Source organism: Streptomyces sp. 63XJN7_1_ISO-PGPR-S23-121 (genome assembly GCF_056173025.1).
The window spans coordinates 5,259,796-5,285,946 of record NZ_CM149653.1; the positions used below are offsets into that span (position 1 = coordinate 5,259,796).

Below are 26,151 nucleotides of genomic sequence, written 5' to 3' on the forward strand. Positions count from 1 at the left end.
GCGTGAAGCAGGGGCCTCAGCCGTCGGCAACCGCCCCCTCCCCCTGCAGCTCCTCGACTCGCTCCACTCCTGTCTGCCGCCAACCTCCGTGTCACAGGCTCCTGTTAGCTTGCCGGCGTGTTTGACGACATAGCCCCTGATCAGTGGTGTCCACTGTGTGAAGACTGGGTCTGCTCCTTGGTACGCGGGCGGGTATGCCGCAAGTGCCGACAACTGCAACGCCGGATGTGGCGGTACGGCCTGACGATCGCCCGATACAACGCCATCCTGCGGTCACAGGACTTCGCGTGTGCACTGTGCGGCGATAACGAAGAAGAAGATGACTTCGGAATTCCGCACGCGAAGACGTCCCACTGGCACATCGATCACGACCACGCATGCTGCGGGCCCGGCTCGTCTTGCGGCAAATGCGTGCGAGGGCTGCTATGCCGTAAGTGCAACATGGAGTATCTGCCGGCCTACGAGCGTCTCCCGATGCACATGCGCGACAGCCCGCTGTTCAACACCTACCTCGCCGCTCCGCCAGCCCAGCAGTCAGCGGCTCAGGTGATCCAAGGTCGGGACAACATGTACCTGTCGACCTCGCACGCCTTCCTCATGGACAGGAAATTCGCCGACGGTCTCGAGAGTGCGGCCGGGTAGAAGATCAGGTGCTGGCAGCACGATGGTGGGTGCGAAGGCGAGAACAGGTCCCCCTTCCAGGTGATAGGAGCCCGAAATCTGGCCGGGTCACTGCCAAGGGGCTTCCGCGTGATCTACGATGCAACTGCGGCTTGACCACCGCTCCCCGGAGGCGATTCGGCCCTGATCCTCCACGCTCGGGTGAACCGGTCAACATCACGAATCTCCGCGCATCCCACAGGATCTCGCTTCCGTACGTCCTGGGCCGAGACGTGCAGGAGACCCATGAGCGCACTGCACCAAGACCTGTCCCTGCTCCGGCGCCTCTACACGGGCGAGAGCGTCCAACAGGCCCGCCGGGCGATCGATGGATTGCAGGGGGGCGAGTCACCGATTCCAGAAGCCGCCTCGCCGGCTCAACAGCACCTTGAGGCCCGGGTACTCCTCGCGCTCCTGGAGTTCCGCGACGTCTACACCCGCTTTCCCCTGGGGATCACCGTGGTTCGCCCCGAACCAAACGGCATCGCCCTCGCTGTTGAGAGCAGGGAGCGGGCATCGGAGATTCTTTTCCACCTGCTGCCGTCATGCGCCTCAGACGAAGAGGTGCAGGGTGTGCCCGGCCTACGCATCACTCGCCGGGATCGGACTGCGATCGAACTGCAGGTACTGGGAGAGCCTGCCCGGCTGCGGCTGTTCGGGCTACCAGCCAGACTCTGGCGCAGTGCCGAGGCCAGCACCCTGGACAAATGGATCGACCCGGACAGCATGCAGTTGTGTTGGCGTTCCTCGCCACGGTCCTGGACTCAGGTGGAGCGGGAGCACCGCGCTCAATGGGAAGACGACAACGACCGCTACACCCAGGTCACACAGCGTGGGGCCTGGTTGAGTAGCGGACTGCTCCGACGCGCTGGCCTCCTGCACACCGTCGCCAACACCTTCCTGATCGACGGCTACCGAGGCGCCGCCTTCGACGTGGCGCGGCTGGTGCTGCGCTCGTCGCATGTGCACGAGCAGGGACCAGGGCCGCACAACTTCATCGCCGCCCTGGTGGACCCGGTGTGCGGTCTGCCTCTCCTCCTCAAGAGGTTCCGCGGTGACACGGACGAAAGCTACGGCCGGGACCAGCAGTTCGTCCTCGGCGACGTCGGCAACACGGCCGTGCTTGACTTCCGGGCCACGATCGAGCGTCCTCCCTCCCGCCTTGCACCCGAACTTTGGCAGGCCATTCTCCGCCGCGTCCCCCAGACGGGATTCACGAGCAGCCTGTCGCCGGGCGTAATCGCGGGGCTGTGCGGCTTGGGCGCGCCATAGAGAATGCGCAGCCGCCAGTTGCTCGCACGGGCTTCGTGGAATCCAGGACGTGAGCAGCAGTAGCCCGACCGCGTGAATCTTTCAGCGTGTCCGTTCCGCAGACTCGGCCCGCTGCATGCCATGTCCGTAGGGTGCGTCGTACGGGCCTAGCGAGGTCCGACGTGCGGTGTGCCCACCCGACGGGGTGCACTGAGACGAGCCAACTCGGCTGGCATCGCAGTCCAGTTCAGTTTGTGCACCGCGGAAGACAGCCGCGCATCCTGGGTCGGGACAGGCAGCCGCGGCGGAAAGCCTTTCGTGAAGAGCACCCGTCTGGAACGACGCGCCGAAAAGCTCCAACTGGCCACCGGCGTGACCTGGACCGAAGCGCTCAAGCGCGTGAAGTCCCTGCCCCCGGACTCACGACTGATTCCCGAGGCGCACGCCAGCCAAGCTCTCCTAGAATGCTACGTCCTGTCGGGACTCGCCTGGCCGATGGTCGAAACCCGCAACCCCTGGGGCATCCGGTCCGCCAATGCTCGAACCGACAGCCTCACCTTGACGTTCGAGAACGATGTCGCCCAGCTCGTCGACTCGGAATCCATGGCCAAGGAACTGGTCCGCGCCCTCGTCCCCTGCTTCGACGAGCACGGCGAGGTACGCGGCATTCCGGGTGCCCGCTTCACTACGGACAACGACGGCATTCACATCCGACGGATGGGACTGCCGGGCTCCCTCACCATTTTTGGCATTCCCGCCGAGGAATGGGCCACCGCTTTGGTCCTGCAACGGTATGAGAATGAAGGTGATGGAAAGCGGTTCTGTCACGACAGCCACCCTCACCGATGGCATCGCCGCGAAGCACCCTTCCGGCAACCGACCACCCGAACCACCCTCAGCCGGCACCACTACCGAAAGAAGCCCTCTGCCTGGCTCGCCAGCGGCTTGCTGCGCCGCGCACCATTGTACCGAACCATTGGCGTTCCCCTGAGCACCACGGCCTGGACCAACCTCACAGATGACGGCGGCTCGGAATGGATCATCGAGTACATCAATGAGCCCGTGACGGACGCACCGTGCTACCACCAGGGCTTCACGAATCTGCTGACGGACCCAGAATGCGGCCTGCCAATCGTGGGCACACATCTGGACTGCTCCTGCGGCCAGCCACCTGAGTCCTATTGGGGCTGCCGCTTCTACGCCCGTAGCACCGCAGGGCAACCAGGCGCACTCCAAGTCCGCTTCTCCCGCCGTTGCGGGGACAGAGCCTCCTTCTACAAGGACAAGCTGGGCGACTATGAGGAGCGCCGCGAGCTCTATCAGCCCATCCCTACGCACCTCACACGCGCCAGGGCTTGCATGGGCTGATAGCCACCCCCATAGACCTGCTCGCCGGCGGAATTGGGGGCTATTCCCAGGAGTTCCGGGGCCCGCTCCCCCAGCACGGTGGGCAACATAGCGCGGGATCGCCGGTTAGCCAAACCGGCGATCCCGCGCACCATTAGTAGTCCACCGCCGCGCCCTGCCCGCTCGTCGAAAGGCACCTCCCGACGACCCCAGACCAGCCGCGACGCGCGTACGGCCGAGAGGCCGGCACACGATTAAGCCGCCGCGTAGCTCGCCCGGAACAGATCCTGCGCCCGCTCCACGTCCCTCAGCGTGCGGAGCTGCACCTCCAGATCACCCGTTCCGTGGTGACCGAGACCGGACACATCCCGGGTGAACCCGGGAACGAGGTCGACGTCCTTCGGATCGACCTTCAGGTAGACCAGGAGCTTGCTCCGCTGCGGCGGACAGAGGCAGGCGAAGTTCCGCAGACGCTGATACGCCCGGTAGGTCTTGCGCTCGACGCGGTTCACACCGTCCCCGAGCCCGAGCAGCGCCTCGTCGACCGCGTTCGCCAGCTCGACCATCGAGGCACCCTGGACGTCGGCCGCTGCCCGAGCGACCGCCTGCTGCCGCGCCCGACGGGCTACCCGCACGCCCCCGCTCACGGACGCCACGGTCTCAAGCCCGAACAGATCGCTGCCGAAGAGTCGGTAGCGGACCAGGTCGATCGACCTCCGGTGCTCGCGTACGGCGTGCACGTCGTAGCGCGTGAAGTCGCCGGCGATACAGATCAGGCGCGGGCCGCTCCACAGCACCTGGGACGCGGCCGTCACCCCGAGCCGGTCGCGGACCAGGTGCTCGAACTCGACGCGATGGTCCATCAGCCACGATAGGTAGAACAGGCCCTGGTTGATGACGCCGGCATCAACGCCCCGCTTGTACTCGACGATGACCGGCGACCCGTTCTCGTCCAGCCCGAGCGAGTCGATCCGGCCCCCGTGGACCGGCCCGGTGCCGTACTCGCTCGCCAGGAAACGGACGCCCAGCAACGTCTCCATGTGCGCCTCGACGAGGCCCTGCACATCCGCCTCGACCTCAGCAAGACGCGGCGTGACCTCGGTCACGCCGCTATTCGTCGTGTTCGTGCGGAACAACTTCAGGCCCGACACCTTCCCCTCCTCGGCTCGGAGATCATCAACGCCGGGTGGAGGCAGGATTGTTTCCGCGAGGGTCTTCGGGCCTGTGAAGATCGTGTGAGAGGCTACGTCGGGGTCACCGGGGCGCATCAGCGTCCCACGAGTCCCAGGGATCCACTCATCCCACATACGTCCCACAGCATCACGGGACGAGCGCCAGGAGGACTGCGTTTTCGCAGGTCAGTCCCCGTAGCTCAGTGGATAGAGCAGGTGCCTTCTGACGGCTTCGATCCACTGGGTGCGGTTCAGACGTCCCGGCACTGGTCGCTGATTTCGTGGATGCTCCAGCCTCGGCCGACGAGCTCTTCCGTGTAGGGCGCAGCGTGCTTCCGGTGGATGGCCAGCACGAGTAGATGCGTAGGGCGTGTGGCCCCGACGAAGATGAGCTGTGCGGCGCGCTGCACGGTCACCTGGGCACGCTGGATGTCCCCTCCGGCCAGGAGCTTGAGCGTCTCGTGGATGTCGTGCTTGTTGCCTCGCCTGTCCAGGCACTCAAGGATCAGCGTCGCTGCGTGGGTCTCTCCCTTGGCACTCTGGATGGACCCGGCGACCGAACGCACCTGTACCGGCAGGTCTTGATCGTCATGATCGAATGCGATGTCGACAGCCGCACTGTGCAGCCGTGGGGCGAACCTCAGACTTTCTGCCAGTGCGGCAGCGTCTCGCAGCGGCACTTGCGTGAGATCGGGAACGAGTTCGAGGAGGCGTGCGGTCGCACTGTTCCAGGTCGCTTCATCGGTGTCGCTGGAGCCTATGAGCAGATCGCGCAGGATTAGCCGGAGCTGGCCGGCCGCCGTGGTCATGGAGCGTTCAAGTCGGCTCAGTGGCGGAAGGGTTGTGGGGAGGGCCGGCCTCATGGTCGTGCGTATGCCTTCCCAGAGCTCGGCCACGGCTTCGTACTCACTGCCGCTGGCCGCCCATCGTGCCCCGGCAGCGCGAACGGTACTGATCAGCTCCCTCTGTGCCGGGACACGTCCTGCCGGCGCGTGGTCGGGGAGGTAGCAGGTAAGCGACTGCGGATACGTGGGTGACGTTCCCTTGGTCAGCCGTGCCCCGAGTACTCGGGGCGGGTTTCGGACCAGCACTTCACGTGGGACGAGCGCGTGTGCCAGGCGTTCGAATGCCGGCACGACCTCAAGGACGGAATGATCGTCGAAGAGGAGGAGGCCGATCTGGGTGTCTGGGCCGACGCCGCTGATCCGTTGTCGTCGACGGATGGTCAGAGCGCTAGCCATGTCCGCGATCTTGGGCCCGAATCTCTGGCTGACGGGCAGCTCGGCAGCCAGCGGAGCTGGAAACGCTGACGCCCTCGCCGAAGTCGTCGTCCTGTCCGTGTAGATCCCCTGGTTCACGTCCCCCACGCGCTGCACGACTGCACCAGAGGAAAAGACCAGGTCCAGCAGGTGCTGCTGCACATCGCTGGTGTCCTGCATCTCGTCGAGCAGCACGAACGGGAAGCGCTGCGACACCGCCTCCGCGATTGCAGGGTTCCGAGTCAGATACCACTCCGCAATCGCGTACATGTCGTCGTAGCGGAACACTCCTTCCTTGGCCAGCTGCCTCTTCAGACGGTCGTACTGCCGGCCGCTGGCTGTCGTGTCAGGATCGGCCGGCATGCTGCCGCGAGGGCCGGTCACCTTCAGCTTTCCGGCCTCGCAGACGAAGACGGCCTGGGCAACGGTGTCGAGCCCGTCGCGGCGACGGCTCATGAAGCTCCGAAGGGTGATGAACTCGCGACGTTCCAGCAGACGCAGGGCTGCGGATTCGTAGACGTGATCGTCCACAGCCTGTACTTCGTACCCCAGGGCACGGATGGCCGGCAGGGCGAGGAAGGTGTTAGCGAAGGACTGAATCGTCCCGATGAAGTGCGGGTATTGGAGGAACCGCCGTCCGTCGGGAACCGCGGTGAGGCGGTTGATGATCTCGTCCTTCGCCGTGTTCGTGTGCGAGAGGACGCAGATGCCCCGGGTCCGCGAGGTCCACGCGCCGGCGAGCAGGGCCAGCTTGAGACCGATCAGTGTCGTCTTGCCGGAACCAGGTGCCGCTTGGAGGTCCTGGGAGAAGCTCGCTCTGCACGAAGTCCCACTGTTCGGCATGTGGCAGTTCGAGGCCAAGGGTCTGGGCCAGGTCCTCGACCTTGTCCTTCGCAAGGGCGTCGGGCAGATACGGAGGCTTCACCGCTCCACCTCGCCGCAGATGTGGTCGAACGCTGCAACCAGGTAGCGAGGGAGGTCACCTTCCGTAAGGCTCGTGACCTCTAGGAGGTCAGCCGCGTGCTGGGCCGCAATCGACTTGCTGGCGTTACCCAACTTCAAGGGCTCATAGATGCGGAGAGCGACAGTCTCCAGGGGGACCCTGTTCGCCTTCCACGTCTCCACCTCCTGCCGCGCAGCGTCAGTCAGCTTCTCGAGCTTCTCCGCGCCCGGCCACGAGCTCTCGGACGAACGTGCGGCACGGACCGCTTGATGCATCAGGGTAGCCATGGGCCAGGAAGCCGCCGCGAGGTCGTACTCGAGGGTCCAGGAGTTCGAGACGAAGGTCTTTACCGGGCCGCTGTCCTCGATCTTGAGGCCGGCGACGTGCTCGTCGATCTCAGCCGGCGTCATGTCCGCCGAACAACGCAGCTTTCCCCTCATCTCGGCCGGGGTGTCCTTCGGCACGAGGTCCCGGTCGCGGATGCAGGCCACAGGGATGGGAACCTGCTCGCCATCACGCTGGAAGATCCTGCTGTAGCGGAACAGCCCTACGTGCCCGACGTTCACAACGCTGATCCCGCGTTCGTTGAAGGAGCGGCCCATGGCCTTCGCGAGAGCGGGGAGGAAGATCGCCTCGGCATCGCCCTCCACGACCGCGACACCGCGGGCGAAGAACAGGTTCGCCTTGGTCACGTCCAGAAAACGGGAGAGAAATGCATAGTCTCCGTCATCGAGCTTGGTGTGCTCAGGTGCCAGGCTGAACGTACGGCCGCGGGCCACCATCGTGAGGGACCCCACCGGCATCGCCGAGGCCAGATTGGGACTGTGCGTGGTCAGGATGACCTGGACGGGGGCCGCCGCGGCTTCCGCGGCCTCTTCCGACCGTTCACGCAGCAGGTCCATGATTCGGGCCTGAAGCTGTGGATGAAGGTGCGCCTCCGGCTCCTCGATGAGCAGCAGCGGCGCGATGTCACCCTTCCCAAGCAGCAAAAGCTCTGCGGCCATGAACAACGCGTTGTTGTAGCCCAGCCCTCGACGGGTCCATTCGTCGGACGCCGAGAACAGGGTCAGCTCCAGCCTCTCCAGGGCTCGGGCCAGCGACGCGTCGCCTGCGACCCCGATCTTCCCTCGGAGCACGTCCCCGCCGATCGCGAACTTTTGCAGGTACGCCGTGTTGATGTCGTCTCGGGCCGCGGTAACGGCAGCGTTCTGCCCGATATGGTGTTCGGCGCGGCTGAGGATGCCTACGAGTGTGGAAGCCGAGTCGTTCTTTGCGTCGAAGTCATCCTTGTCCTGGTCCATCATCGCTGGATAGCTGGCAAGGATCTGTGACAGCCGGGACCCTCGTCCCGAGCGGAGTTCACCTTCTGCGTCTCGTAGGGGGCGGAGGTAGGTGGCTTTGAGGAACTCACGCGCCGCCCCGTCGAGGGCGGGCCCCTTTCCTCCCGGGCCGGTGCGCGTGCTCCAGGACACGCGATTCCGGAGCGGGTCCATGAGATGCGCCTTGAAGGTGATGTCCAAGACGGCGTTGCCGCGACCGTCGTTCGTGAGCATCTCCAGGAAAGTGGCCTGCTCCTCCGTGGACAGGTCCTCGAACCGACAGGAGATCGAGAAGGTGTCCGCCCTGCCACTGTCACCGACGTGGAAGTCGTCCCTCGATATCCGGTAAAAGTCCGCCGCCGCGGTCTGCAAGCACAGGCGAATCGCGTCGACGATCGCAGTCTTCCCGCTGTCGTTCTCGCCCACCAGGACATTCGTTCCTGGGCTGAACAACACGTGCAGCGACTCACCCGAACCGTCTTCCTCCCGTGCCGCAGCGCCAAAGATTCTGAAGTTCTCGGCACGCAGTCGCGCTAGGTACATGGCCCCCCTGTCAAAGGGGCCTGCGCCCGAGCAGGCGCAGGCAACCGCCTCAAGTGCCCCACCCGTAAGCGGATTACCCACGGATCATATGCCCGCCCTGGTTGCCCATGAGGCGGATCACCATGACTTGAGGGCAGCCAAGGATCTGTACCCGGCACACAGCTGGGTCGGCGACACATCGGCTCCAGTGTGGGGGTGGCAACGCTCTTGGCCCAGCTGCTTAACGCAAGCCCCGAGCGGCCCCCACGCCAGCCGGCCTGACGTCAGCGCCATCTCGCCCGTACGTTGAGGCGGTGTATTCGGCCTAGGCCGCTGTCAGGTCGTTCAATGCGCCCAGAAGGGCCGCCCCAGTCACCGGTGCCGCCTCAGCGACCTTCCGGAGGTCTTCACCGGTCAAGTACCGGTAGCTCTGCGGTGGATGGAACGATCCCGAGGCTCGCAGCGCGGTCAGCGGTACCGGGGCCTCGAAGGTGATCGGTTCTTCGAGTGACAGACCGCTGGCCTGGGTCGCTCCACTCATGTACTCGTCGTACTCACGCCGACTGATCCCAGCGCTCGTGCGGCTGGCCGACCAGACCTCCCGCGGCGAGGCCACCTGCACGGAAGCGATCCGCGCCATGCCCACGATGGCCATCGTGGGCGCGGTCGCGTACAGAAGCACAGGAGTTCCCGGTGGGGCGGCGACGCGCTGCCGGCGGACCTCGACCGTCTTGGTCCCAGCCAGGATCGCCGCGGCAAACCGAGGGTGGACGGACAGCAGCATCGCGCGCTCCGGATCACTCACGTCTTTCGGTGCCCCTCTTCGTACATGGCCTGGAACAGCGCGTTGCTGATCTTTGACAGCTGCATCGGCGGTACCCACCGTAGCCCCAGCCCCTTGGCCAACGCGGTCACTCGTGCATGCGTCACCTGTACGGGAAAGATCTCCGTGTCCGAAAACCTCAACGCCATGGCCTTGCCCGACACATCGGCTGCGGCACACACTTCGGCATGACCATATACGCCCAGGTGTTCGAATCGCGAGAAGAGGGTGTCGGGGTCGTCGATGACCACCTCGTCGAGGCGCGAGCAGCCGATGACCATCTTGCCCTGCTGCCCGGAAGTCCCCTCACTGACGTACCACAGGATCCGGGCGGGAACACTCTCTCCTCGGTGTCCGGACGAGCGGTAGTAGACGTGCTCGCGGCTGATGCCCAGTACGTCGTCCCGGGGAACGAGCATGGCCGGAACATCGAAGAGCTCCGTGGACCAGCGCGGCCTGATGGGTGCGATGAAGGAGGGCAGGGCCGTGTCGGTCAGTTTGGCCGGCCACCACACCCGCTCGGCCATGCTCGCGATCTCGGGCGACACGCGATCATCCAGCCGTGGCGTCGACCGCCTCATCCGGCCCGCGATCTCCGCGGCCTTCTCCGAGACCGCCTCAGCAGGTCCGCAGACGTCGACCAGGAGTGCTGTGAAGCCGCTCTCGTCCTCGGTGAAACCGTCGGCGCCAGCAGCCGCCATCGCCGTCGGCGACAGGAACGGATCGGTGATACGGACCGCCTGCGCCCCTCGCTCCCGGCCAAGCCGCTTGAGCATGAACAGCAGTTGCCGTGCAAGTGTCTCCTCCAGCGGGTGCGACGCCGTACGGAGGAACGCGACGTTCAACGTGCGGCCGTCCATCGCCCAGACGTAAAGGGCCACCGGATGCCCCTCTCCGTCCCGGAGCAACTCCCTGCGCCACAGCACTCCGCCATTGGCGAGGCTTTTCAGCCGCTCCGCGAAGCCCGTTCCACGGTCGCCCTCGGCCTGGTCGAAGAAGGCGACCAGCTCTCCTTCACCGCCTGGCGCGATCTCCTCGGCGGAGAAAGCAGTGCCCATGAGATCCGCAGGACGGTACACCTGGGCTTGGCGCAGTTCGTCCACATGCAGCGTGACCACGGCCGACGAGACGACCTTGACCCGTGCGACGTCCCAGGCGATGTCCGCCAGAGCCGCCAGTGAGGGATCGCGCGTCACCAGCACCTGGAGCCCGGCACACGACGTCTCGGCCACGTAGCGCAAGCGGGCGCGCTGCCGGCCATCGAGGGGGACATCAGGCAGCTCCTTCCTCGCTGCCGCGGCCAGCTCCTCCAAGCGGATGGCCACGGCAGCGCTGTCGGGAGACAGTGACCGCAACTCGGCAAGCCCCGCACGCTGATGGTTGCGCGCCTCACGCTCCTCGACATCACGCACATCGTGCAGAAGCTGCGGAGTGAACGCGAGCTCAATTAGGTCGGCGAGCCACCCCGCTTCGAGAGCGCGCGACTCCTCAACAGCGCGCTCCGCACCCGCACCGCGCAGCCCGGCGAACACGCCATGGTCGACGGTCACCACCAGCAGCGCATCACTCTGGGCCTCGGTGAACAGATCCTCGTGCCCCAGGTCGAGCCACCAGGTGTCCAGCGTCTCCTTGTCCTTGCCCCGCCCCAGGCTCTCACCCTTGGGAACAAAACCCAGCGCCGTCCACATGCCACTGAGCCCGTAGTCGCGCCGGCACTTCGCACGAATACCGAGCCGATGAGCGTGCCGCACGCGGATCGCCTCGATCAGCTCACGAGCAACACCCTTGCCTCGGTGCTCCTCAGCCACGCACAAATGCGCCAGACGCACATACAGACTCCGCCTGGGCAGCCCAAAGAGGGCGTAACCGACGACCTCCTCATCATCCAGGGCCACCAGCAGGCCGCCGTCCTCGGCGTGCTTACAGTAGGCAGGCGGCGTGAGCAGACCCAGATACTTCGTGTACCGGTCGCCCAAAGCGATAACCGCGTCCAGCAGCTCCGACTGTTCCGCAGACACCGGCAGCACTCTGATCGCCATGTTCCCCCTCCGGTTCTCTCAACCGACAATGCCCCAGGACGGCATACTGCCCAACAGCGTCAGTGCCGAGCCACTGATTGATCAAAACCGGCTAAACTGGCGGGAACCCATCTGCTCTTGTTTCGTTCGGGTGGATTGGCGGCGGTGGTGAGTTTGCGCCTGGGGGGCGGCTTGACCGGGATCTTCGGTTGCCCGCCGGCGGCAGCATATGGCTCACTTCAGAGCGGCTCTCGCCGCCGCACCACCCGAGCCCACGCGGCTGGCCTCGGAGCGGTCGCAACACAGCCGGCAGCTACTCCTGTGACCGCGAATCCGATCAACCATCAACGGCTTCATGGAGACCGGCCCCTCTGGGCTAGTACGCACCCCGGCGGTCACTGATGGGCAGAATCCGCAAGCTGGTTGGCCAAGACCGTTCTTCCCCACGGCCGCGTAGGCGCCGCTTCTACGCTGGCCGTCATGCGGGAAGTCGAATACCGGAGCAGCGGCGTTCCGTTGGAGGAGTATGAACTCACCCGCGGGGACCACCGCCGTCAGAAACAGAGCGGGGAGATCAGCGAGTGGGCTCGGCGTCAGGTCGAGGAGGACGACGCCAAATGCCGGGCAGACCCGGCGAGGGCGGAGAGTCGCCGCCAGGCGTTCGAGAACGTCGCGAAGTTGATGCAGTCCTTCAAGAAGGCCGACCACGAGATCATGCGGTGGCGCGTTCGGCTGTACTGCGGCCACATCATTGAGACGGAGGCGCACTACACGTACACCGACCCCCTCTCGGCCGGGTCATACGGCAGGCGATGCTCGCAGTGCGGGGAAGACCGGCAAATGATCGTGGCCTTCGAACCCATCGGACTGCGTGGCGAGCCACCGGAAGCAACAGAACCCCTACCTCCGCCGCCGCCGCCGAAGAAGCCGACACGCGCCCAACTCGAACGACGCGTTAAGACGCTGGAGAAGGAGAACGAACGCTTGCGCGCGAAGTTCAGTGGCTGAAGGTCCCGACCGAAGCCACTGGGCTGACTCGCTAGCAGGTCACGGAGGCCGAGCTGACGGCAACGGCGAAGACGCCGCCCGCGCGGACATAGACACGGTCCACGTCACCCCCGCTCGTTCGAGCGAATTGTTTCGAACCACCCGTCGCTGACGAACGGAACTGACAACATGCCGCCGTCGTACGTCAACCTCGAGTCGAAGGCGGGCCATTGGAACGGCAGGTCAATGAGCGGCAACTCTCGGTGCTGCAGTGGGTGGAAGACGGGTGCCCTGCCGGCGTTTCGGAGACCAGCTCCTACAAGACCACCTGTCAGGCGCTGCAGAACCGGGGCCTGGTCACGGTTTCCCGGAAGGCCGGGCAGTGGAGCGTCGCCCTGACGAGTGCAGGCCAGCACTACCTGGTGCACGGCACGTACCCTCCCTGCGGGTCACGCCCGCGGAAGCCCCAGGCCGCCGCTCCGCGACCCCAGTCCACCCGAGCGCAGGAAACTCCGGCCGCCGGACGGAAGCCAAGCCCTCCATCACAGCCTCGCGTGACGTTCACGGAGCAGTTGCTGCAAGAGCTCGCGAAGGCAGGCGGCAGGATCGTCAAGAGCGGCAGCGGCCGGACTTGGAGAAGTGGCCGTCCCGCGTCGCCGCGGCACGTAGGTCCCGAAAGGTCCCGGAGACGAAGGAGCTGTACGGGGGTTGGTGCCATGGCGGGTACGAGATCAAGCTCGTCGACATCCCCGCCTGGCGCCTCGCCGTCCTCGAACCCGTCCCCGTTCCCTCCCGGCTCACGCGGCCGCACACCGTGGTCCGGACCATGCAGGACGAACAACAGCCACTGGGCCTCACGAAGCCCGTCCAAGGACGTGCCCTCCGGCTCGTCCAGGCACTGATCATCGCTGCCGAGGCCGATGGACATTCCAGTTCGGCAAGACAGACCGGCTTCGCGCCCCCGTCTCATCGCCGCCGCAGGGCATCTGCCCACTTCACCATCACCGCACAGGGCCAGACCGTGGGGTTCCTTGTCCTCCAGGAGCAAGACCGGACCGAGCACGTCGCCACCGAGAAGGAACTCGCCGCGGCCAAGAAGGACTCCTGGGTCAGGATCCCCCGCTTCGACTACACCCCCTCCGAGCGTCTCCGCTTCGTCCTCAGCGGCGGCCAACCGCACCGGGCGAGCGAATGGGCCGACACCCCCGGCCGTCCCCTCGAAGAACAGCTCGCCGAGATCGCCCAAGAAGTCACCCTCCGCGGCGAAGCCGCCGAACGCAGACGCCTGGACGAGATCGAAGCGGCACGCCAGAAGCGCATCCGCTGGGATGCCGCCATGGAAGAAGCCCGAATCCGGTATGCCGAGGCGTACCGCGTCAGGCACTTCGAGGCGCAGGAAGCGACATGGCGCCACACCGCTCGACTGACGGAGTACGTGAGCGCCGTACGCACCCGGGTCGAGGCCATGCCCCCAGGCCAGACCAGGACCGAAGCCGAAGCCTGGATCGACTGGGCAGCAACCCGCGTGGAGCGCCTCGACCCACTGAACACACCGCCCCGACTGCCCGACATTCCCGAGCCACGCCCCGACGACGTGAAGCCCTTCCTCGGGCACTGGAGCCCCTACGGCCCCACCTTCTGAGCGCCTCTCCGCCACACGTCCGGCCCGCCGAAGTACGGCGGCAGCGCGCCTGCCGCCGCAATCAGCGGCGCCGGAACCCGGCGGAATTTTCTTCAAGGTCCCGCAAAACCAGCCCTCGGGAGCGCGCCTCCCAGCCAGCGTGACCTGCACGATCAGTCAGGTGACGTCCCGTCAGGACCAGCGTCATCTGAGCGTCAAGATATCGCCCGTAACGCCCACACCGCACATAATGCGCACGGGTAAAACCGCAGGTCAGGAGCCTTTTGCGGCTGGTCGAGGATGACTTGAGCCTGCTCAGGCAGAGTCACGCCTTGTGCTCATCCGCTCGGCGCCAGGCTTCTGCCCTGCCCTCGCAGGCAGTCACTCAGTGTCCCCTTGGCAGCACCTCCGATGGAATGACGTCCCATGCCACCACGGCCCGCCGCAAGGGCACTTCCTGGGGAGAATCTGGGGAGTATCGACGGCCCTGGGGGGCGCGTGGGGAGAATCGACCGCGTAACGCAGCACGATCCCGAAAGACGCTGAAAGACTTATCCGCGCAGGCCAGGGGCGGGGACAGCTGCATCGATGCAGGTCAGCGCCACCAGGTAGACAACTTCAGGACGTACGTCCCGAGGTCGTCGGCCTCGACGAGTCCCGGAAGCGAACCCCCCTCACGCAGGGGCGTGATGTAGCGGGTCGCGGCGACCTCTTCCAGCATTCTCCCGGGCCATCCGTCTCTTCAGCCGTGCACCCGTCCAGGCCGTCGGCCCCTCGCTTCCGGCCCCGGGCATGGAGTGAGCATAGTAACCGGGGGTGATCGCCGACGCGGACGGCGTCCCGGGGGCGCCGGGCCGGCTCACCGGCCCGCCTCCGTCCCATGCCGTCCGTCCGCCCGCTGTTGGGGAGCGTCCGGCCCGGGTTCGAGCGGCGGGCAGTTGAGGGAGAGGTGGGAGCGGCACACGGGGCGCGGGGCCGTACGGAGCCGCCGGCGGACACGCCGGGGCCGGACGAACAGGGCGGCCGTCGCGGAGGCGGCGAGGAAGAGCACGACGGTCACGAGGGCGGCGCGGTGAAAGGCGTGGTTCACCGCGGCACCGGAGGTGTAGGCGTCGCCGGAGAGGCCCACCAGGAGGGGCAGCGCGGCGACGATCAGCAGTTGGGCCACCCGTGCCGCGGTGTTGTTCACCCCGCTGGCCAGTCCCGCGTGCTCGGCGTCGACGGAGGCCAGGACGGTCGCCGTGAGCGGTGCCACGAACAGGCTCATGCCCAGGCCCATCACCAGTACCGGAGGGAGGATGTCCGGTGCGTAGGCGGAGTCGGGCCCGACCCTCAGCAGCAGCAGTGCTCCGGCCGCGGCCACCAAAGGTCCGGTGATCAGGGGCACCGCTGGCCCGACGCGCTTGGCCAGCGCGCCCGCCCGGGCGGAGAGCAGGAGCATCAGCACCGTGATGGGCATCGTCGCGAGACCGGCCTGCAACGCGTCGTACCCGAGTGCCGTCTGCAGCTGGACGGGCAGCAGGAACAGGATGCCGCCGATGGCCGCGTACAGGTACACCGTCATCCCGTTGGTCGCCGAGAACAGCCTGGAGGAGAACAGGGAGAGCGGCATCATCGGGTTCCGGGCCCGGCGTTCGACCCCGAGGAAGGCCGCCCCCGCGGACACGGCGACCACCGCGGGAAGCGCGACGCGCGCGACGGGGCCGCCCGACGAGGCACTGATCAGCGCGTAGCTCACGCCCCCCAGGGCCACGGCCGCGAGACACGCGCCGAGCGTGTCGAAGGGGCGCCCGGCCGCGGCGGGGTCACGGCTCTCCGGTACGAAGGCGACCGCCAGCAGCAGGACGACGACCGCGACGGGCACGTTGATGAGGAAGATCCACCGCCATCCCGGACCGTCGATCAGCCAGCCCCCGAGGAACGGGCCGAGGGCCCCGGCCACACCGGTCAGGCCGGACCAGGCCCCCACCGCCCGCGACTGGTCGTCCGGATGGAAGGACGCCCGCACCAGGGCCAGCGAGCCGGGGGTGAGCAGCGCGCCGCCCACGCCCTGGAGCGCACGCGCGCCGATGAGCACGTACTCGTCCGGTGCCAGGCCGCACAGCGCCGAGGCACCGGCGAACCAGGCGACGCCCAGCACCAGGGTGCGCCGTCTGCCCAGCCGGTCGCCGAGCGCGCCGCCCCAGAGGATCAGCGCGGAGAGCGTCAGCATGTAGGCGTTGACGACCCACTGGAGCACCGAGAGGGAGGCGCCCAGGTCGCGCCCCATCCTGGGCAGGGCCACGTTGACGACCGTGCCGTCCAGCATGGCCATGCCGGACGCGAGCACGACACAGGCCAGCACCCAGCGCCCGCGCGCCGATGCCAGCCGCAGACCGTCCGCGCCGTCTCCGTCTCCGCTCACGCCTCCAGCCTGCCGGTGACGGCCACCGGGCGCGCGCGGGAGGCGGCAGGGGCGTCACCGGGCCCACGGGGGCCGGGCGGGGGCCTCTTGCGCCGGACGGGCCCGTGCAGTGGGCTGTCCCCCATGACGAGACGACGCATCGCGGTACTGACCGCCGCCCTGGTGGTGCCCGCCCTTCTGGCCGGTGCGCCCGGTCACCGCGCCGAGGCAGCCGGACCGGGGGCCGTCGGCTCTCCGGCCCCGTCCCCCTCGGCGCTGGTCCGGGGAGTGGACCTCGACACGGTCACCATCCCCGAGTTACAGGCGCGGATGAAGCGCGGTTCGCTGACCTCGTCGGCCCTGACCCTGGAGTACCTCCGGCGGATCGAGGCCGTCGACCCGAGGATCCACGCGGTGCTGCGCACCAGCCCCACGGCGCTGCGCCAAGCGGCCGCCAGCGACGTCCGGCACCGGCTCGGGCGGACCCGTGGCCCGCTCGACGGCATCCCCGTGCTGCTGAAGGACAACGTGGACACCCGCGACATGCCGACGACGGCCGGGTCGACGGCGCTGGCCGGGAGCCCGCCGGACCGGGACGCGGACCTGGTCGGGAGGCTGCGGGCGGCGGGCGCGGTGATCCTCGGCAAGACCAACCTGTCCGAATGGGCCAACTTCCGCGCGGCGAAGCCGACCTCGGGCTGGTCGGCGGTGGGCGGCCAGACGAACAATCCGTACGTCCTGGACCGGAATCCGTGCGGTTCCTCCTCCGGCTCGGCCGCCGCCCTGGCCGCGTCGCTGGCGCAGGTGGCGATCGGCACCGAGACGGACGGCTCCATCGTGTGCCCGGCCGGGATGAACGGGGTGGTCGGTCACAAGCCGAGCCTCGGGCTGGTCAGTCGGTCGGGAGTCGTCCCGATCTCCGCGGAGCAGGACACGGCGGGGCCGATGGCGCGCAACGTGGTCGACACCGCGCTCACCCTCTCGGTGCTCAGCGGCCACGGCGTCACGGGCGGCACCGGCGCCTCCGGCTTCGCGGAGGCGGCCACGCGCTCCGGTGCCCTGCGCGGCAAGCGGATCGGCCTGTGGCGGCTTCCGTCCCTCGGCCCCGAGGTGGACGCCCTGATGACCCGTACCGCGGCGGATCTGCGTGCCGCCGGGGCCCGGGTCGTCGAGGTGACGCCGCCGTACCAGGACAGACTCGCCGAACTCGAGTTCCCGGCGCTGCTGAGCGAGTTCCACCGGGACATCGACGCCTACCTCGCCACCCGCGGCGGGCCCCGGGACCTGGCCGGGCTGATCGAGTTCAACCGCGCGCACCCGGCCGAGCGGACCTGCTTCGCCGGGCAGGAACTGTTCGAGCAGGCCCTGGCCGCGCCGCCGACCACCGACCCGGAGTACCGGGCCATGCGCGCCGAACTGCGGGACCTGTCGCGCCGGTCCATCGACGAGACGATGGCCGCTCACCGCCTGGACGCCATCGCGTCCCCGGCGAACCCGCCCGCATGGACGACGGACTGCGCGCGGGGCGACAACGACGTGATCCCGTCCTCGACCCCGGCGGCCGTCGCCGGATACCCCTCGCTGTCCGTGCCCGCCGGGTTCGTGGACGAGCTGCCGGTCGGGCTGCTGCTGATGGCCGGCGACCACCGGGACGCCGAACTGCTGTCGCTGGGCGCGGCGGTGGAGCACCGGCTGGACGCGTGGCGGGCTCCCCGGTACCTGCCCTCGGCACCGGCCGGCGGTGCCCGGCCGAACGGCCGGTGACGGCGGGCCGCGACAACACGAGGCGGACTGAACGGCACGCGCCCCGCGGACGTACCTCTCGGCAGACCAGGCACCCAGCCCCGGAAGGGAACGTCATCAGCATGACCAGCGCATCGTTTCACCCCGCGTCGGGACCGGCTCGTCGTACGGTCGTGGCGGCGGCCGGAGCGGCCGGGCTCGCCGTCGCCCTGACCGCGTGCGGAGGTTCGGACGACGACGCGTCGGACGCATCCGGCACGGCGGCCGGCGGCGGCGAGAACGCCGGGGCCGCGGTCGCGGCGACCGCGGACATCCCCGAGGGGGGCGGTAAGGTCCTCGCCGACCGGAAGATCGTGGTCACCCAGCCCACGGCGGGCGAGTTCAAGGCCTTCTCGGCCACCTGCACGCATCAGGGGTGCGCCGTGAAGAACGTCGCCGACGGCGTCATCCACTGCCCCTGCCACAACAGCACCTTCTCGATCACCGACGGCAGCGTGCGGGGCGGTCCGGCCACCAAGCCGCTGCCCGCCGTACCGATCACGGTCAGCGGCGACTCGATCGAGCTGGCGTGACGGCGGGCGGGGGGTGCAGGATCGACCGACCCGAAGTGTGAGGAAGGGACCGACCGCATGACCGTCGCGCAACGCAGGGGCCGGAAGATCATGATGACGCCCGGCGAGCTGGACGCGTTCCTCACCGCGCAGCGCACCTGCCGGGTCGCCACGGTCTCGGCGGACGGCGCCCCGCACGTGAGCACGCTCTGGTTCGCCTGGGACGGCTCCTCGATGTGGCTGTACTCGGTCGTACGCAGCAGGCGCTGGGCGGACCTGCGGCGCGACGCGCGGGTGGCGATCGTGGTCGACACCGGGGAGGAGTACGGCGAGCTGCGGGGCGCGGAGCTGTCCGGCCGCGTCGAGTTCGTGGGCGAGACACCGCGCACCGGCGAGCTCTGCGCCGAACTGGACCTGCCCGAGACGCTGTTCGCCCGGAAGAACTTCGGCCTGGACGAGATGCCGCACGACGGCCGCCATGCCTGGCTGCGGCTGACGCCCGAGCAGATCGTCTCCTGGGACTTCCGCAAACTGCCGTCGCCGTAGGACGGCACGGTCAGCCGAGCCGTCCCGCGGTCGCCCGCAGCGCCTCCACCGCCGCCCGGATCGACGGGCGGCGGTCGGCGTCCGCGCGCCAGACGACGTACACGTGCCGGCAGGCCCTCTGCCGCAGCGGCACGGTGACGACGCCAGCGGGCATCGGATGGCGGCCGAGCAGCGGGGCGATGCACACGCCGAGCCCGGCGGCCACCAGGCCGAGCTGGGTGTGCGTCTCGGCGGCGCGGTGGCCGATGATCGGTTCGATGCCCTTCGAGCGCAGCGTGAACATCAGCCACTCGTGGCAGAACTCGCCCTCGGCCCACGTGATCCACTCGTCCTCGGCGAACTCGGTGAGGTCCACCTCGTCCCGGCCGGCGAGCCGGTGGCCGGAGGGCATGGCCACGTCCGCGGGGTCGTCCAGGAGCGGTGCCTTGACCAGGCCGTCGGGCAGCGGCATCGGCTTGTTGTACCAGTCGAGCACGACGGCCAGGTCGAGGTCGCCGCGCACCACTCCCCGGATGCCGCGTTCCGGCTCCAGTTCGCTGGAGCGGACGCGCAGCGCGGGGTGCTCGGCGCGCAGCGCGGACAGCGCGGCGGGGAACAGTCCCCGGGCGGCCGTCGGGAACGCCGACAGCCGCAGCTCGCCCACCACCTGCCCGCGGTGGGCCTCGAGGTCGGACTGCGCGAGCTCGACCTGGGAGAGGATGCGCGCCGCGTGCTCGGCGAGCAGCCGGCCCGCGTCCGTCAGCCGCACGCCCCGGCCGTTCTTGGCCAGGAGCCGCTGGCCGGCCTCGCGCTCGAGCTTGGACAGCTGCTGGGAGACGGCCGAGGTGGTGATGTGCAGGCTCTCGGCGGCGCCGCTGACCGATCCGTGCCGGGCGAGGGCGTCGAGGGTGCGCAGGCGCTCCAAGTTCAACATGTAAGCGATGCTACGAGATATCGGGTTCGAAATCTCGATTGTGCTACGAGAAGAGGTGCAGCATCGTGTGCGTCATGAGCAGTGTCACCTCCTCCTCCCCCGCGTCCCGCCGCGTCCTCCGTGCCCTCGACTGGAGGCTGCGCTTCGGGGTCCTCGCCCTCGTCTGGGGCTTCAGCTTCCTCTTCATGAAGGTGGGAACGGAGAGCTTCGCCCCGTTCCAGGTCACGCTTGGCCGGCTGGTGTTCGGCACGGCGGTGCTCGCCGTGGTGATGGTGGTGAAGCGGGAGCGGCTGCCGCGCGGGGCACGGACGTGGGCGCACCTGGCGGTCGCCGCGTTCCTGCTCAACGCGCTGCCGTTCTCCCTCTTCGCCTACTCCGAGCTGACGATCCCGTCGTCGCTGGCGGGCATCTGCAACGCGACCTCGCCGTTGTGGGGCATGGCCCTGTCCCTGGTCGCCCTGTCGGAGGACCGGCCGACCCGGCTGCGGGTGGCCGGCCTCGGCATCGGCTTCCTGGGCGTCCTGACGGTGCTGGGCGTCTGGCAGGGCTTCCAGGGCATGGACGTCACGGGCACGGCGCTGGCCCTGCTCGCCTCGCTCAGCTATCCGGTCGGCTGGATCTACGTCCGCCGCACCCTGGCCGGCTCCAGCCACTCGCACCTGTCCCTGACCGGCGCGCAGCTGCTGCTCGCGACGCTGCAACTGGCCGTCGTCACACCGCTGTTCACCTCGATGCCGACGCACTTCCCGGTGCTCCCCGTGCTGGCGGTCGCGGCGCTGGGCGCGGTCGGCACCGGGCTGGCCTTCCTGATCCAGTACGACCTGGTCGCCGAGGTGGGACCGACGACGGCCCAGATGGTCACCTACTTCACCCCGGTCATCGCGACCGCCGCCGGCGTCGCCCTGCTGGGCGAGTCGCTGTCCTGGTCGACCCCCGTCGGCGCGGCCGTCGTCCTCGCCGGCGCGGCCCTGACCCAGGCACGGCCCGCGACACGCCGTCCCGCCGAGCCGGTGCGCCCGGCCCCGGAGCGCCGCGAGGCGACGGTCTGACCGCGCGCCGGCCGCCCCGGACGCGTCAGACGTAGCTCCGCGCCGGTCCCGGTCCCAGCGCCGCCGCCACCGCGTCCGCCAGGGGCCCCTCCTCCCCGTCGGCGAGGGTCGAGACGGTGATCCGGATCCCGGGCGGGGCACCGATCCGGAAGCGGGCCCCGGGGGCCACGGCCCAGCCGGCGTGCAGCAGCCGGGCGACGGCGCCGGTCTCGTCCGGCACGGGGATCCACACGTTCATGCCGCTGCGCCCGTGCGCCGCGACACCGCGCCGTCCGAGCGCCCCGAGCAGGGCGTCCCGGCGCCTGCCGTACACCGCCGCCACCGCCCGCGCGTCCACCGCCCCCTCGGCCCACAGCCGCGCCACGGCACGCTGGGTGATCCGGCTGACCCAGCCGGGGCCGAGCCGCTGCCGGCCGCGCACCCGGTCGAGCGTGACGGCGTCGCCGGTGAGCACGGCGAGCCGCAGGTCGGGCCCGTAGGCCTTGGCCGCCGAGCGGACGAAGGCCCAGCTGTGCGTCGTACCGGCGAGCGGGTGCAGGGGCAGGTCGACGATGCGGTGGCCGTGGTCGTCCTCGATCAGCAGCGTCTCCGGGTGCTCCCGCAGGACGGAGCGCAGGGCGCGCGAGCGGGCGGCGCTCAGGGCCGCGCCCGTCGGGTTCTGTGCGCGGTCCGTGACGACCAGGGCGCGGGCGCCGGCGGCCAGGGCACGGCGCACGTCGTCGGGCAGCGGCCCCTCGTCGTCGAGGCGGACGGCGGTGGTGCGCAGGCCCAGCGCAGGCACGAGGTCGAGCAGGCTGCCCCAGCCCGGATCCTCGACGGCGACGGCGTCGCCGGGCCGCAGGTGCGCCGCGAGCACCCGCTCCATGGCGTCCAGCGAGCCGGAGGTGACGGCCACGGGGCCGGCCGGCACCCCGTCGGCGTCCAGTTCGGCCCGGGCCAGGCGCTCCAGCTCCGGTTCCACGGGCGCGTGCCCGTACAGGACCGGCTCCCGGTCGCCCTGCCCGGCGGCGGCAGCGAACACCGGGCCGAGGGCCGGCAGCAGCGCCGGATCCGGATTGCCGCCGGACACGTCGCGCACGCCCTCGGGCACCTCGACGCGGATGAACTCGCGCCCCGTGGTGGCCGGCTTCGCGCGCACCCGGCTGCCCCGGCGCCCCGCGGTCTCGATGACCCCGCGCTCGCGCAGCGTGCGGTAGGCGGCGGCGACGGTGTTGGGATTCACCCCGAGCCGCTCGGCCAGCTCCCGCATCGGGGGCAGCGGCTGCCCCGGCTCCAGCTCGCCCGCGCCCACCGCGCGTTCGACGCTCGCGGAAATCTCCGCGGCACCACGTCCCGTGATCCGATACTCTCCTAGCACAAACACGATTATGCACTAGTGCAATGGAGAGCGCCATGCAGGGGACCAGGCAGACACCGTCGCAGCCCGCCGCCTACTCGCCCACGGACCGCACCGTCCCCACCCGCTCCCCCGACCGGGCGTCCTACGACAAGGAGCTGGTGCACGCGATACTCGACGAGGGCTACGTCTGCCACCTCGGTTTCGTCCGCGACGGCGCCCCCGTCGTGCTGCCGACGCTCTACGGCCGGGTCGGCGAGCGCCTCTACGTGCACGGCTCCACGGGCTCACGCCCGCTGCGGATGGCCGGCCGGACGGACCCGGGGCTGCCGGTGTGCCTGACGGTGACCCATGTGGACGCGCTGGTGCTGGCCCGCTCGGCCTTCCACCACTCGATCAACTACCGGTCGGTCGTGGTGCACGGCACCGCGTACGACGTGACGGACCCCCAGGAGAAGCGCACGGCCCTGGACGCCCTGGTCGACCACGTCGTCCCCGGCCGCTCGCGGGACTCCCGGCCGGCCGACAAGAAGGAGCTGGCCGCCACCGCCGTGCTCCGCCTCGACCTGGACGAGGTCTCCGCCAAGCTGCGCACCGGCGGCGTGAACGACGAACCCGAGGACCTGTCCCTCCCGCACTGGGCCGGCCTGGTTCCGCTGCGCAAGGGCTATGACGCCCCGGTCGCGGACCCGGGCCTGGACGCGGGCACCCCGCTGCCCGGCTACCTGACCACCCTGTGACACCGGTCCGCCGGCGGGAAGCCGCGCGGGGGGACGCCGGATCGCGGCGTCCCCCCGCGCGGCGGGCCCGCCCGTCAGGCGAGCGCCGGCCTCCGAGCCTGCCGCGCCTCCGCCACCGCGAGTCCCGCGACCGAGCCGAGCATCAGGACGGTGCCGGCCAGGGTCGCCGCGGTGAGGTGCTCACCGAGCAGGACGACGGCGAGCGCCGCCGCGCTGACCGGCTCCAGCAGCATGATCACGGACACGGTGGCCGACCGGACGACGGCCGCGCCGGCGAAGTAGAGGCCGTAGGCGAGGGCGGTCGGGACGGCCGCGACGTACGCCAGGAGCCACAGCAGCCGGACCGGTTCGGCGGTGTGCGGCACCAGCCCCTCGGCGAGGGCCAGGGGCAGCAGGCACAGGCTCGTGACGGCGAACGCCCCGACGGAGGTACTGGCCGCGTCCGCCGATCCGTCGCGCCCCCACCAGCGGGTGAGGAGGGTCATCGCGGAGTATCCGGCCGCCGACACCAGGGCGAGGAGGACACCCAGGGGCTCGACGGACGTCCTGCCGTCGCCGAGGACCAGCACCGCGAGTCCCGCGAGCGCGCCGACGACGGCGGCCGCCCCGCTCCGGCCCAGCCGCTCGCCGAGGACCCGGCGCGCGCCGAGGGCGATCAGCACCGGACCGGCGCCGAGGGTCACCACGGTGGCCACTGCGAGCCCGGTCTCCCGCACGGCGGCGAAGTAGGTGGTCTGGAACACCGCGAGGCCGAGGCCGGTGAGGACGGCCCGCAGTGCCTTGCGGCCGAGCGGCTCGGGGACGGCGGCCCGCACCCGCGGACGCAGCGGGCGCGCGGCGAGCAGCAGGACGAGGCCGGCCGCGCAGCGCCAGAAGGACAGCGCGACGGGCCCCATGTCGCTGGACCGGTAGACCAGCGAGGCGGCGGCACCGGCGGTGCCCCAGGCGGCACCGGCGACGACGAGATAGAGGAGGCCACGCCCTACGGGCAGGCCGGAGACGGCATTCGACACGAGTTCTCTCCGCAGACGCGCACGAGGCGCGGACGTCGGGCACCACCCCTCGGGCGGGGGTGGGGGGACTGGCGTCTGCGAGCAGCACGGACCGGACCGGCGACCATGAGCCGGGCGGCTTCCGGGGCCCGCCTCAGGCGGCCGGAGGCGGAAGGACGAGTGCGGTCGCGTGCATGATCGGCACCCTAGGTCGCGGTCCCCCGGCTGGACAACTCCCTTTCCGGCCCGCCGCTCGCCACCGGGTCCGCGGAGCCCTTCGCGGGCGCCGAGGACTGGGCGATGAAGGCGCCCACGAGGACCACCGCGCCTCCGGCGATCTGCGGCGCCGAGAGGTGTTCGCCGAGCAGGATCCAGGCCAGGACGGTCGCGATGACCGCTTCGAGGCACGCCACGACACCCGCGACCTGCGGTGACAGACGGCGCACGGAGAGCACGCCGGTGACGTAGGCGAGGACGGTGGCCACGAGGACGATCCAGCCCAGCAGGAGGGCGGCGGCGACGGGGGCGCCGTTCATCGGCGCGGTGTCCGCGAGGAGGGACCAGTCCATGGTCCAGGGACGGGCGAGCACGGTGAGCACGGCGGCCCCGACGAGCAGCCCGTACGCGATGACGCCGAGCGGGTCGGGTGCCTCGTCGCCCGCGTCGCTTCCCTGGTCGGACAGGACGAAGTAGCCGACCTGGCAGCAGGCCGCGCCCAGCGCGAGCAGCAGCCCGAGGGCGTCGAAGCCGAGACCGGACCAGACCTCCACGACGCAGGCGAGCCCGCCGACCGCGAGGACCACGCCGAGCGCGGCCGCCCGTGTCACCGGCCGGCGCTGCACGAAGCGCACCCAGCCGAGGACCAGGGCGGGTGCCAGGTACTCGACGAGCAGGGCGACGCCGACGGGGATCCGGGAGAGCGCGGCGAAGTAGCAGGCCTGCACGCCCGCGACGGCGAAGAGGCCGAAGCCGGCCAGCAGTCCGGGGCGGCGGCGCAGCAGCGCGCGGTGGCGCACGGCGAGCGGCAGCATCACCAGGGCCGCGCCGGCCACCCGCAGCCAGACCACGTGGAGCGGGTCGAGGCCCGCTTCGATCAGCGGCTTGGCCGCCACACCGGAACCTCCGAAGGCGACCGCCGAGATGAGCGCGAGTCCGAGTCCGGCGCCCTTTCCCCGGCTGCCGTGGGAGCTGTCAGTCGTCTGCACCGGCACATGATGACAGGGCACGACATGACCGTCACCCCCGATGACACCTGTCTCACCGGCTGGACGTCCGGCGTGCCCCGGCCGTGGGGTCAGGGCGTCGGCTCGAAGTGGTTCCGCACCCGGGCGAGGACCGCGTGGGGGTCGACGGCGGCGCGGGCGAGCACCTCGACGGCCCGGGCCTGCGGATTCGCGACGAGGGCGGCGAGCAGGTCGATGCCGCAGGCGCCGGCGGCGCCCCGCCGGAAGGCGCGGGCGCGGGCGTCCTCCATGGCCGCCGCGGCCAGCGGCGAGAAGCCGGCGGCCCCGGTCGTCACGGGCACCGCGCCGGAGTCCTCGACGGCACTCTGCCAGCGCAGGCCGTATCCGATGCTGCGCTGCACGAGATAGCCGAGCAGGCGGGCGAGCCGCGGCCCCTCGCCCAGGACGGCCCGCGCCTCGGGGTCGTGCTCCAGGAGGGAGTGCAGCAGGTGCGCCGTGTCGATCTGCCGGTCCCCGTCCCGCACCGCTCGGCGGCGGGCACCGGAGACCACCGGCGCCAGTTCGGCGCTGAACCGGGCGTCGGCGTCGGCGCCGCCCGGGGACCGGTCGCCTGGCTCACCGGCCGACTGCCGGGGGATACGGGGTTGCACATCACCCAGCACATCAGCCCCGGCGGCGCTGAGCATCCCCGAAGGGGAGCATTTCGGCGTCCCACACAGAGTGGACCCCGGGGGCCGGAATCTCCTCCTTACGGATGAGATCACGCCGTATTTCCCCACCGGCTGCGCGCCG

The 26,151-nt window shown here is 69.7% G+C and carries 21 protein-coding genes and 1 pseudogene; 10 read left to right on the forward strand and 12 right to left on the reverse strand.

Annotated features, from left to right (window positions below):
• The first annotated feature begins 117 nt into the window (after positions 1 to 117).
• From AC0VYN_RS23340 to AC0VYN_RS23350, 3 genes are all read left to right on the forward strand, one after another.
• Positions 118 to 642: an endonuclease domain-containing protein gene (locus AC0VYN_RS23340; RefSeq protein ID WP_475532561.1), complete on the forward strand. Its 525-nt coding sequence runs from the start codon at positions 118 to 120 to the stop codon at positions 640 to 642.
• 264 nt (positions 643 to 906) lie between these two features.
• Positions 907 to 1,932: a hypothetical protein gene (locus AC0VYN_RS23345; protein ID WP_475532562.1), complete on the forward strand. Its 1,026-nt coding sequence runs from the start codon at positions 907 to 909 to the stop codon at positions 1,930 to 1,932.
• A gap of 297 nt (positions 1,933 to 2,229) precedes the next feature.
• Positions 2,230 to 3,279, forward strand: coding sequence for a hypothetical protein (locus tag AC0VYN_RS23350; protein WP_475532563.1), 1,050 nt, complete (start codon positions 2,230 to 2,232; stop codon positions 3,277 to 3,279).
• Between the two features lie 233 nt (positions 3,280 to 3,512).
• Here the strand turns inward: AC0VYN_RS23350 and AC0VYN_RS23355 are convergent, their stop codons facing one another.
• From AC0VYN_RS23355 to AC0VYN_RS23375, 5 genes are all read right to left on the reverse strand, one after another.
• Positions 3,513 to 4,409, reverse strand: coding sequence for a DUF5655 domain-containing protein (locus AC0VYN_RS23355; RefSeq protein WP_475532564.1), 897 nt, complete (start codon positions 4,407 to 4,409; stop codon positions 3,513 to 3,515).
• 272 nt (positions 4,410 to 4,681) lie between these two features.
• Positions 4,682 to 6,532 carry a UvrD-helicase domain-containing protein gene (locus AC0VYN_RS23360; protein ID WP_475532565.1) on the reverse strand — a complete coding sequence of 617 codons (1,851 nt, stop codon included), beginning with the start codon at positions 6,530 to 6,532 and terminating at the stop codon, positions 4,682 to 4,684.
• Between the two features lie 78 nt (positions 6,533 to 6,610).
• The gene (locus AC0VYN_RS23365; RefSeq protein ID WP_475536968.1) at positions 6,611 to 8,494 is read right to left on the reverse strand and encodes an ATP-dependent nuclease; all 1,884 of its coding nucleotides are present in this window, start codon (positions 8,492 to 8,494) and stop codon (positions 6,611 to 6,613) included.
• A 304-nt stretch (positions 8,495 to 8,798) separates the two neighbouring features.
• Positions 8,799 to 9,278, reverse strand: coding sequence for an ASCH domain-containing protein (locus AC0VYN_RS23370; RefSeq protein ID WP_475532566.1), 480 nt, complete (start codon positions 9,276 to 9,278; stop codon positions 8,799 to 8,801).
• On the reverse strand, positions 9,275 to 11,335 hold the full coding sequence (locus AC0VYN_RS23375) for a GNAT family N-acetyltransferase (RefSeq protein WP_475532567.1): 2,061 nt from the start codon (positions 11,333 to 11,335) through the stop codon (positions 9,275 to 9,277). The genes AC0VYN_RS23370 and AC0VYN_RS23375 overlap by 4 nt, the downstream gene beginning before the upstream one ends.
• A 459-nt stretch (positions 11,336 to 11,794) precedes the next feature.
• On the opposite strand from AC0VYN_RS23375, the gene AC0VYN_RS23380 reads away from it, so the two are divergent.
• Positions 11,795 to 12,322 carry a hypothetical protein gene (locus AC0VYN_RS23380; RefSeq protein WP_475532568.1) on the forward strand — a complete coding sequence of 176 codons (528 nt, stop codon included), beginning with the start codon at positions 11,795 to 11,797 and terminating at the stop codon, positions 12,320 to 12,322.
• A gap of 805 nt (positions 12,323 to 13,127) precedes the next feature.
• A complete protein-coding gene (locus tag AC0VYN_RS23385) occupies positions 13,128 to 13,943 on the forward strand; it encodes a hypothetical protein (protein WP_475532569.1) in 816 nt (271 codons plus the stop codon).
• A 589-nt stretch (positions 13,944 to 14,532) separates the two neighbouring features.
• Here the strand turns inward: AC0VYN_RS23385 and AC0VYN_RS23390 are convergent.
• Together AC0VYN_RS23390 and AC0VYN_RS23395 are read right to left on the reverse strand one after the other, a co-directional pair.
• Positions 14,533 to 14,643, reverse strand: a pseudogene (locus AC0VYN_RS23390) (HipA family kinase); the annotation flags it as partial.
• 138 nt (positions 14,644 to 14,781) lie between these two features.
• Positions 14,782 to 16,326, reverse strand: coding sequence for an MFS transporter (locus AC0VYN_RS23395; RefSeq protein ID WP_475532570.1), 1,545 nt, complete (start codon positions 16,324 to 16,326; stop codon positions 14,782 to 14,784).
• 123 nt (positions 16,327 to 16,449) lie between these two features.
• Here AC0VYN_RS23395 and AC0VYN_RS23400 point away from each other — a divergent pair, with 123 nt between their 5' ends.
• From AC0VYN_RS23400 to AC0VYN_RS23410, 3 genes are all read left to right on the forward strand, one after another.
• Positions 16,450 to 18,069: an amidase gene (locus AC0VYN_RS23400; protein WP_475532571.1), complete on the forward strand. Its 1,620-nt coding sequence runs from the start codon at positions 16,450 to 16,452 to the stop codon at positions 18,067 to 18,069.
• Positions 18,070 to 18,170: 101 nt separating this feature from the next.
• Entirely contained in the window at positions 18,171 to 18,620 is a 450-nt protein-coding gene (locus tag AC0VYN_RS23405) for a Rieske (2Fe-2S) protein (protein ID WP_475532572.1), read from the forward strand.
• A gap of 57 nt (positions 18,621 to 18,677) precedes the next feature.
• Positions 18,678 to 19,145 (forward strand): pyridoxamine 5'-phosphate oxidase family protein, encoded by a 468-nt coding sequence (locus AC0VYN_RS23410; protein ID WP_475532573.1) that lies wholly within the window; start codon positions 18,678 to 18,680, stop codon positions 19,143 to 19,145.
• 10 nt (positions 19,146 to 19,155) lie between these two features.
• On the opposite strand, the gene AC0VYN_RS23415 is transcribed toward AC0VYN_RS23410, so the two are convergent.
• A complete protein-coding gene (locus tag AC0VYN_RS23415) occupies positions 19,156 to 20,058 on the reverse strand; it encodes a LysR family transcriptional regulator (RefSeq protein ID WP_385472404.1) in 903 nt (300 codons plus the stop codon).
• A 74-nt stretch (positions 20,059 to 20,132) separates the two neighbouring features.
• Between AC0VYN_RS23415 and AC0VYN_RS23420 the strand changes: the two genes are divergently transcribed.
• Positions 20,133 to 21,107, forward strand: coding sequence for a DMT family transporter (locus tag AC0VYN_RS23420; RefSeq protein WP_475532574.1), 975 nt, complete (start codon positions 20,133 to 20,135; stop codon positions 21,105 to 21,107).
• Between the two features lie 25 nt (positions 21,108 to 21,132).
• Here the strand turns inward: AC0VYN_RS23420 and AC0VYN_RS23425 are convergent, their stop codons facing one another.
• Complete coding sequence (locus AC0VYN_RS23425) at positions 21,133 to 22,464, reverse strand: aminotransferase class I/II-fold pyridoxal phosphate-dependent enzyme (protein WP_386921484.1); 1,332 nt, start codon at positions 22,462 to 22,464, stop codon at positions 21,133 to 21,135.
• A 35-nt stretch (positions 22,465 to 22,499) separates the two neighbouring features.
• Between AC0VYN_RS23425 and AC0VYN_RS23430 the strand changes: the two genes are divergently transcribed.
• Entirely contained in the window at positions 22,500 to 23,183 is a 684-nt protein-coding gene (locus AC0VYN_RS23430; RefSeq protein ID WP_475532575.1) for a pyridoxamine 5'-phosphate oxidase family protein, read from the forward strand.
• Between the two features lie 74 nt (positions 23,184 to 23,257).
• On the opposite strand, the gene AC0VYN_RS23435 is transcribed toward AC0VYN_RS23430, so the two are convergent.
• From AC0VYN_RS23435 to AC0VYN_RS23445, 3 genes are all read right to left on the reverse strand, one after another.
• Entirely contained in the window at positions 23,258 to 24,196 is a 939-nt protein-coding gene (locus tag AC0VYN_RS23435; protein WP_475532576.1) for a DMT family transporter, read from the reverse strand.
• A gap of 185 nt (positions 24,197 to 24,381) precedes the next feature.
• Positions 24,382 to 25,386: an EamA family transporter gene (locus AC0VYN_RS23440; RefSeq protein WP_475536969.1), complete on the reverse strand. Its 1,005-nt coding sequence runs from the start codon at positions 25,384 to 25,386 to the stop codon at positions 24,382 to 24,384.
• 83 nt (positions 25,387 to 25,469) lie between these two features.
• Positions 25,470 to 26,009 carry a Clp protease N-terminal domain-containing protein gene (locus AC0VYN_RS23445; protein ID WP_475532577.1) on the reverse strand — a complete coding sequence of 180 codons (540 nt, stop codon included), beginning with the start codon at positions 26,007 to 26,009 and terminating at the stop codon, positions 25,470 to 25,472.
• Between the last annotated feature and the right edge of the window lie 142 nt (positions 26,010 to 26,151).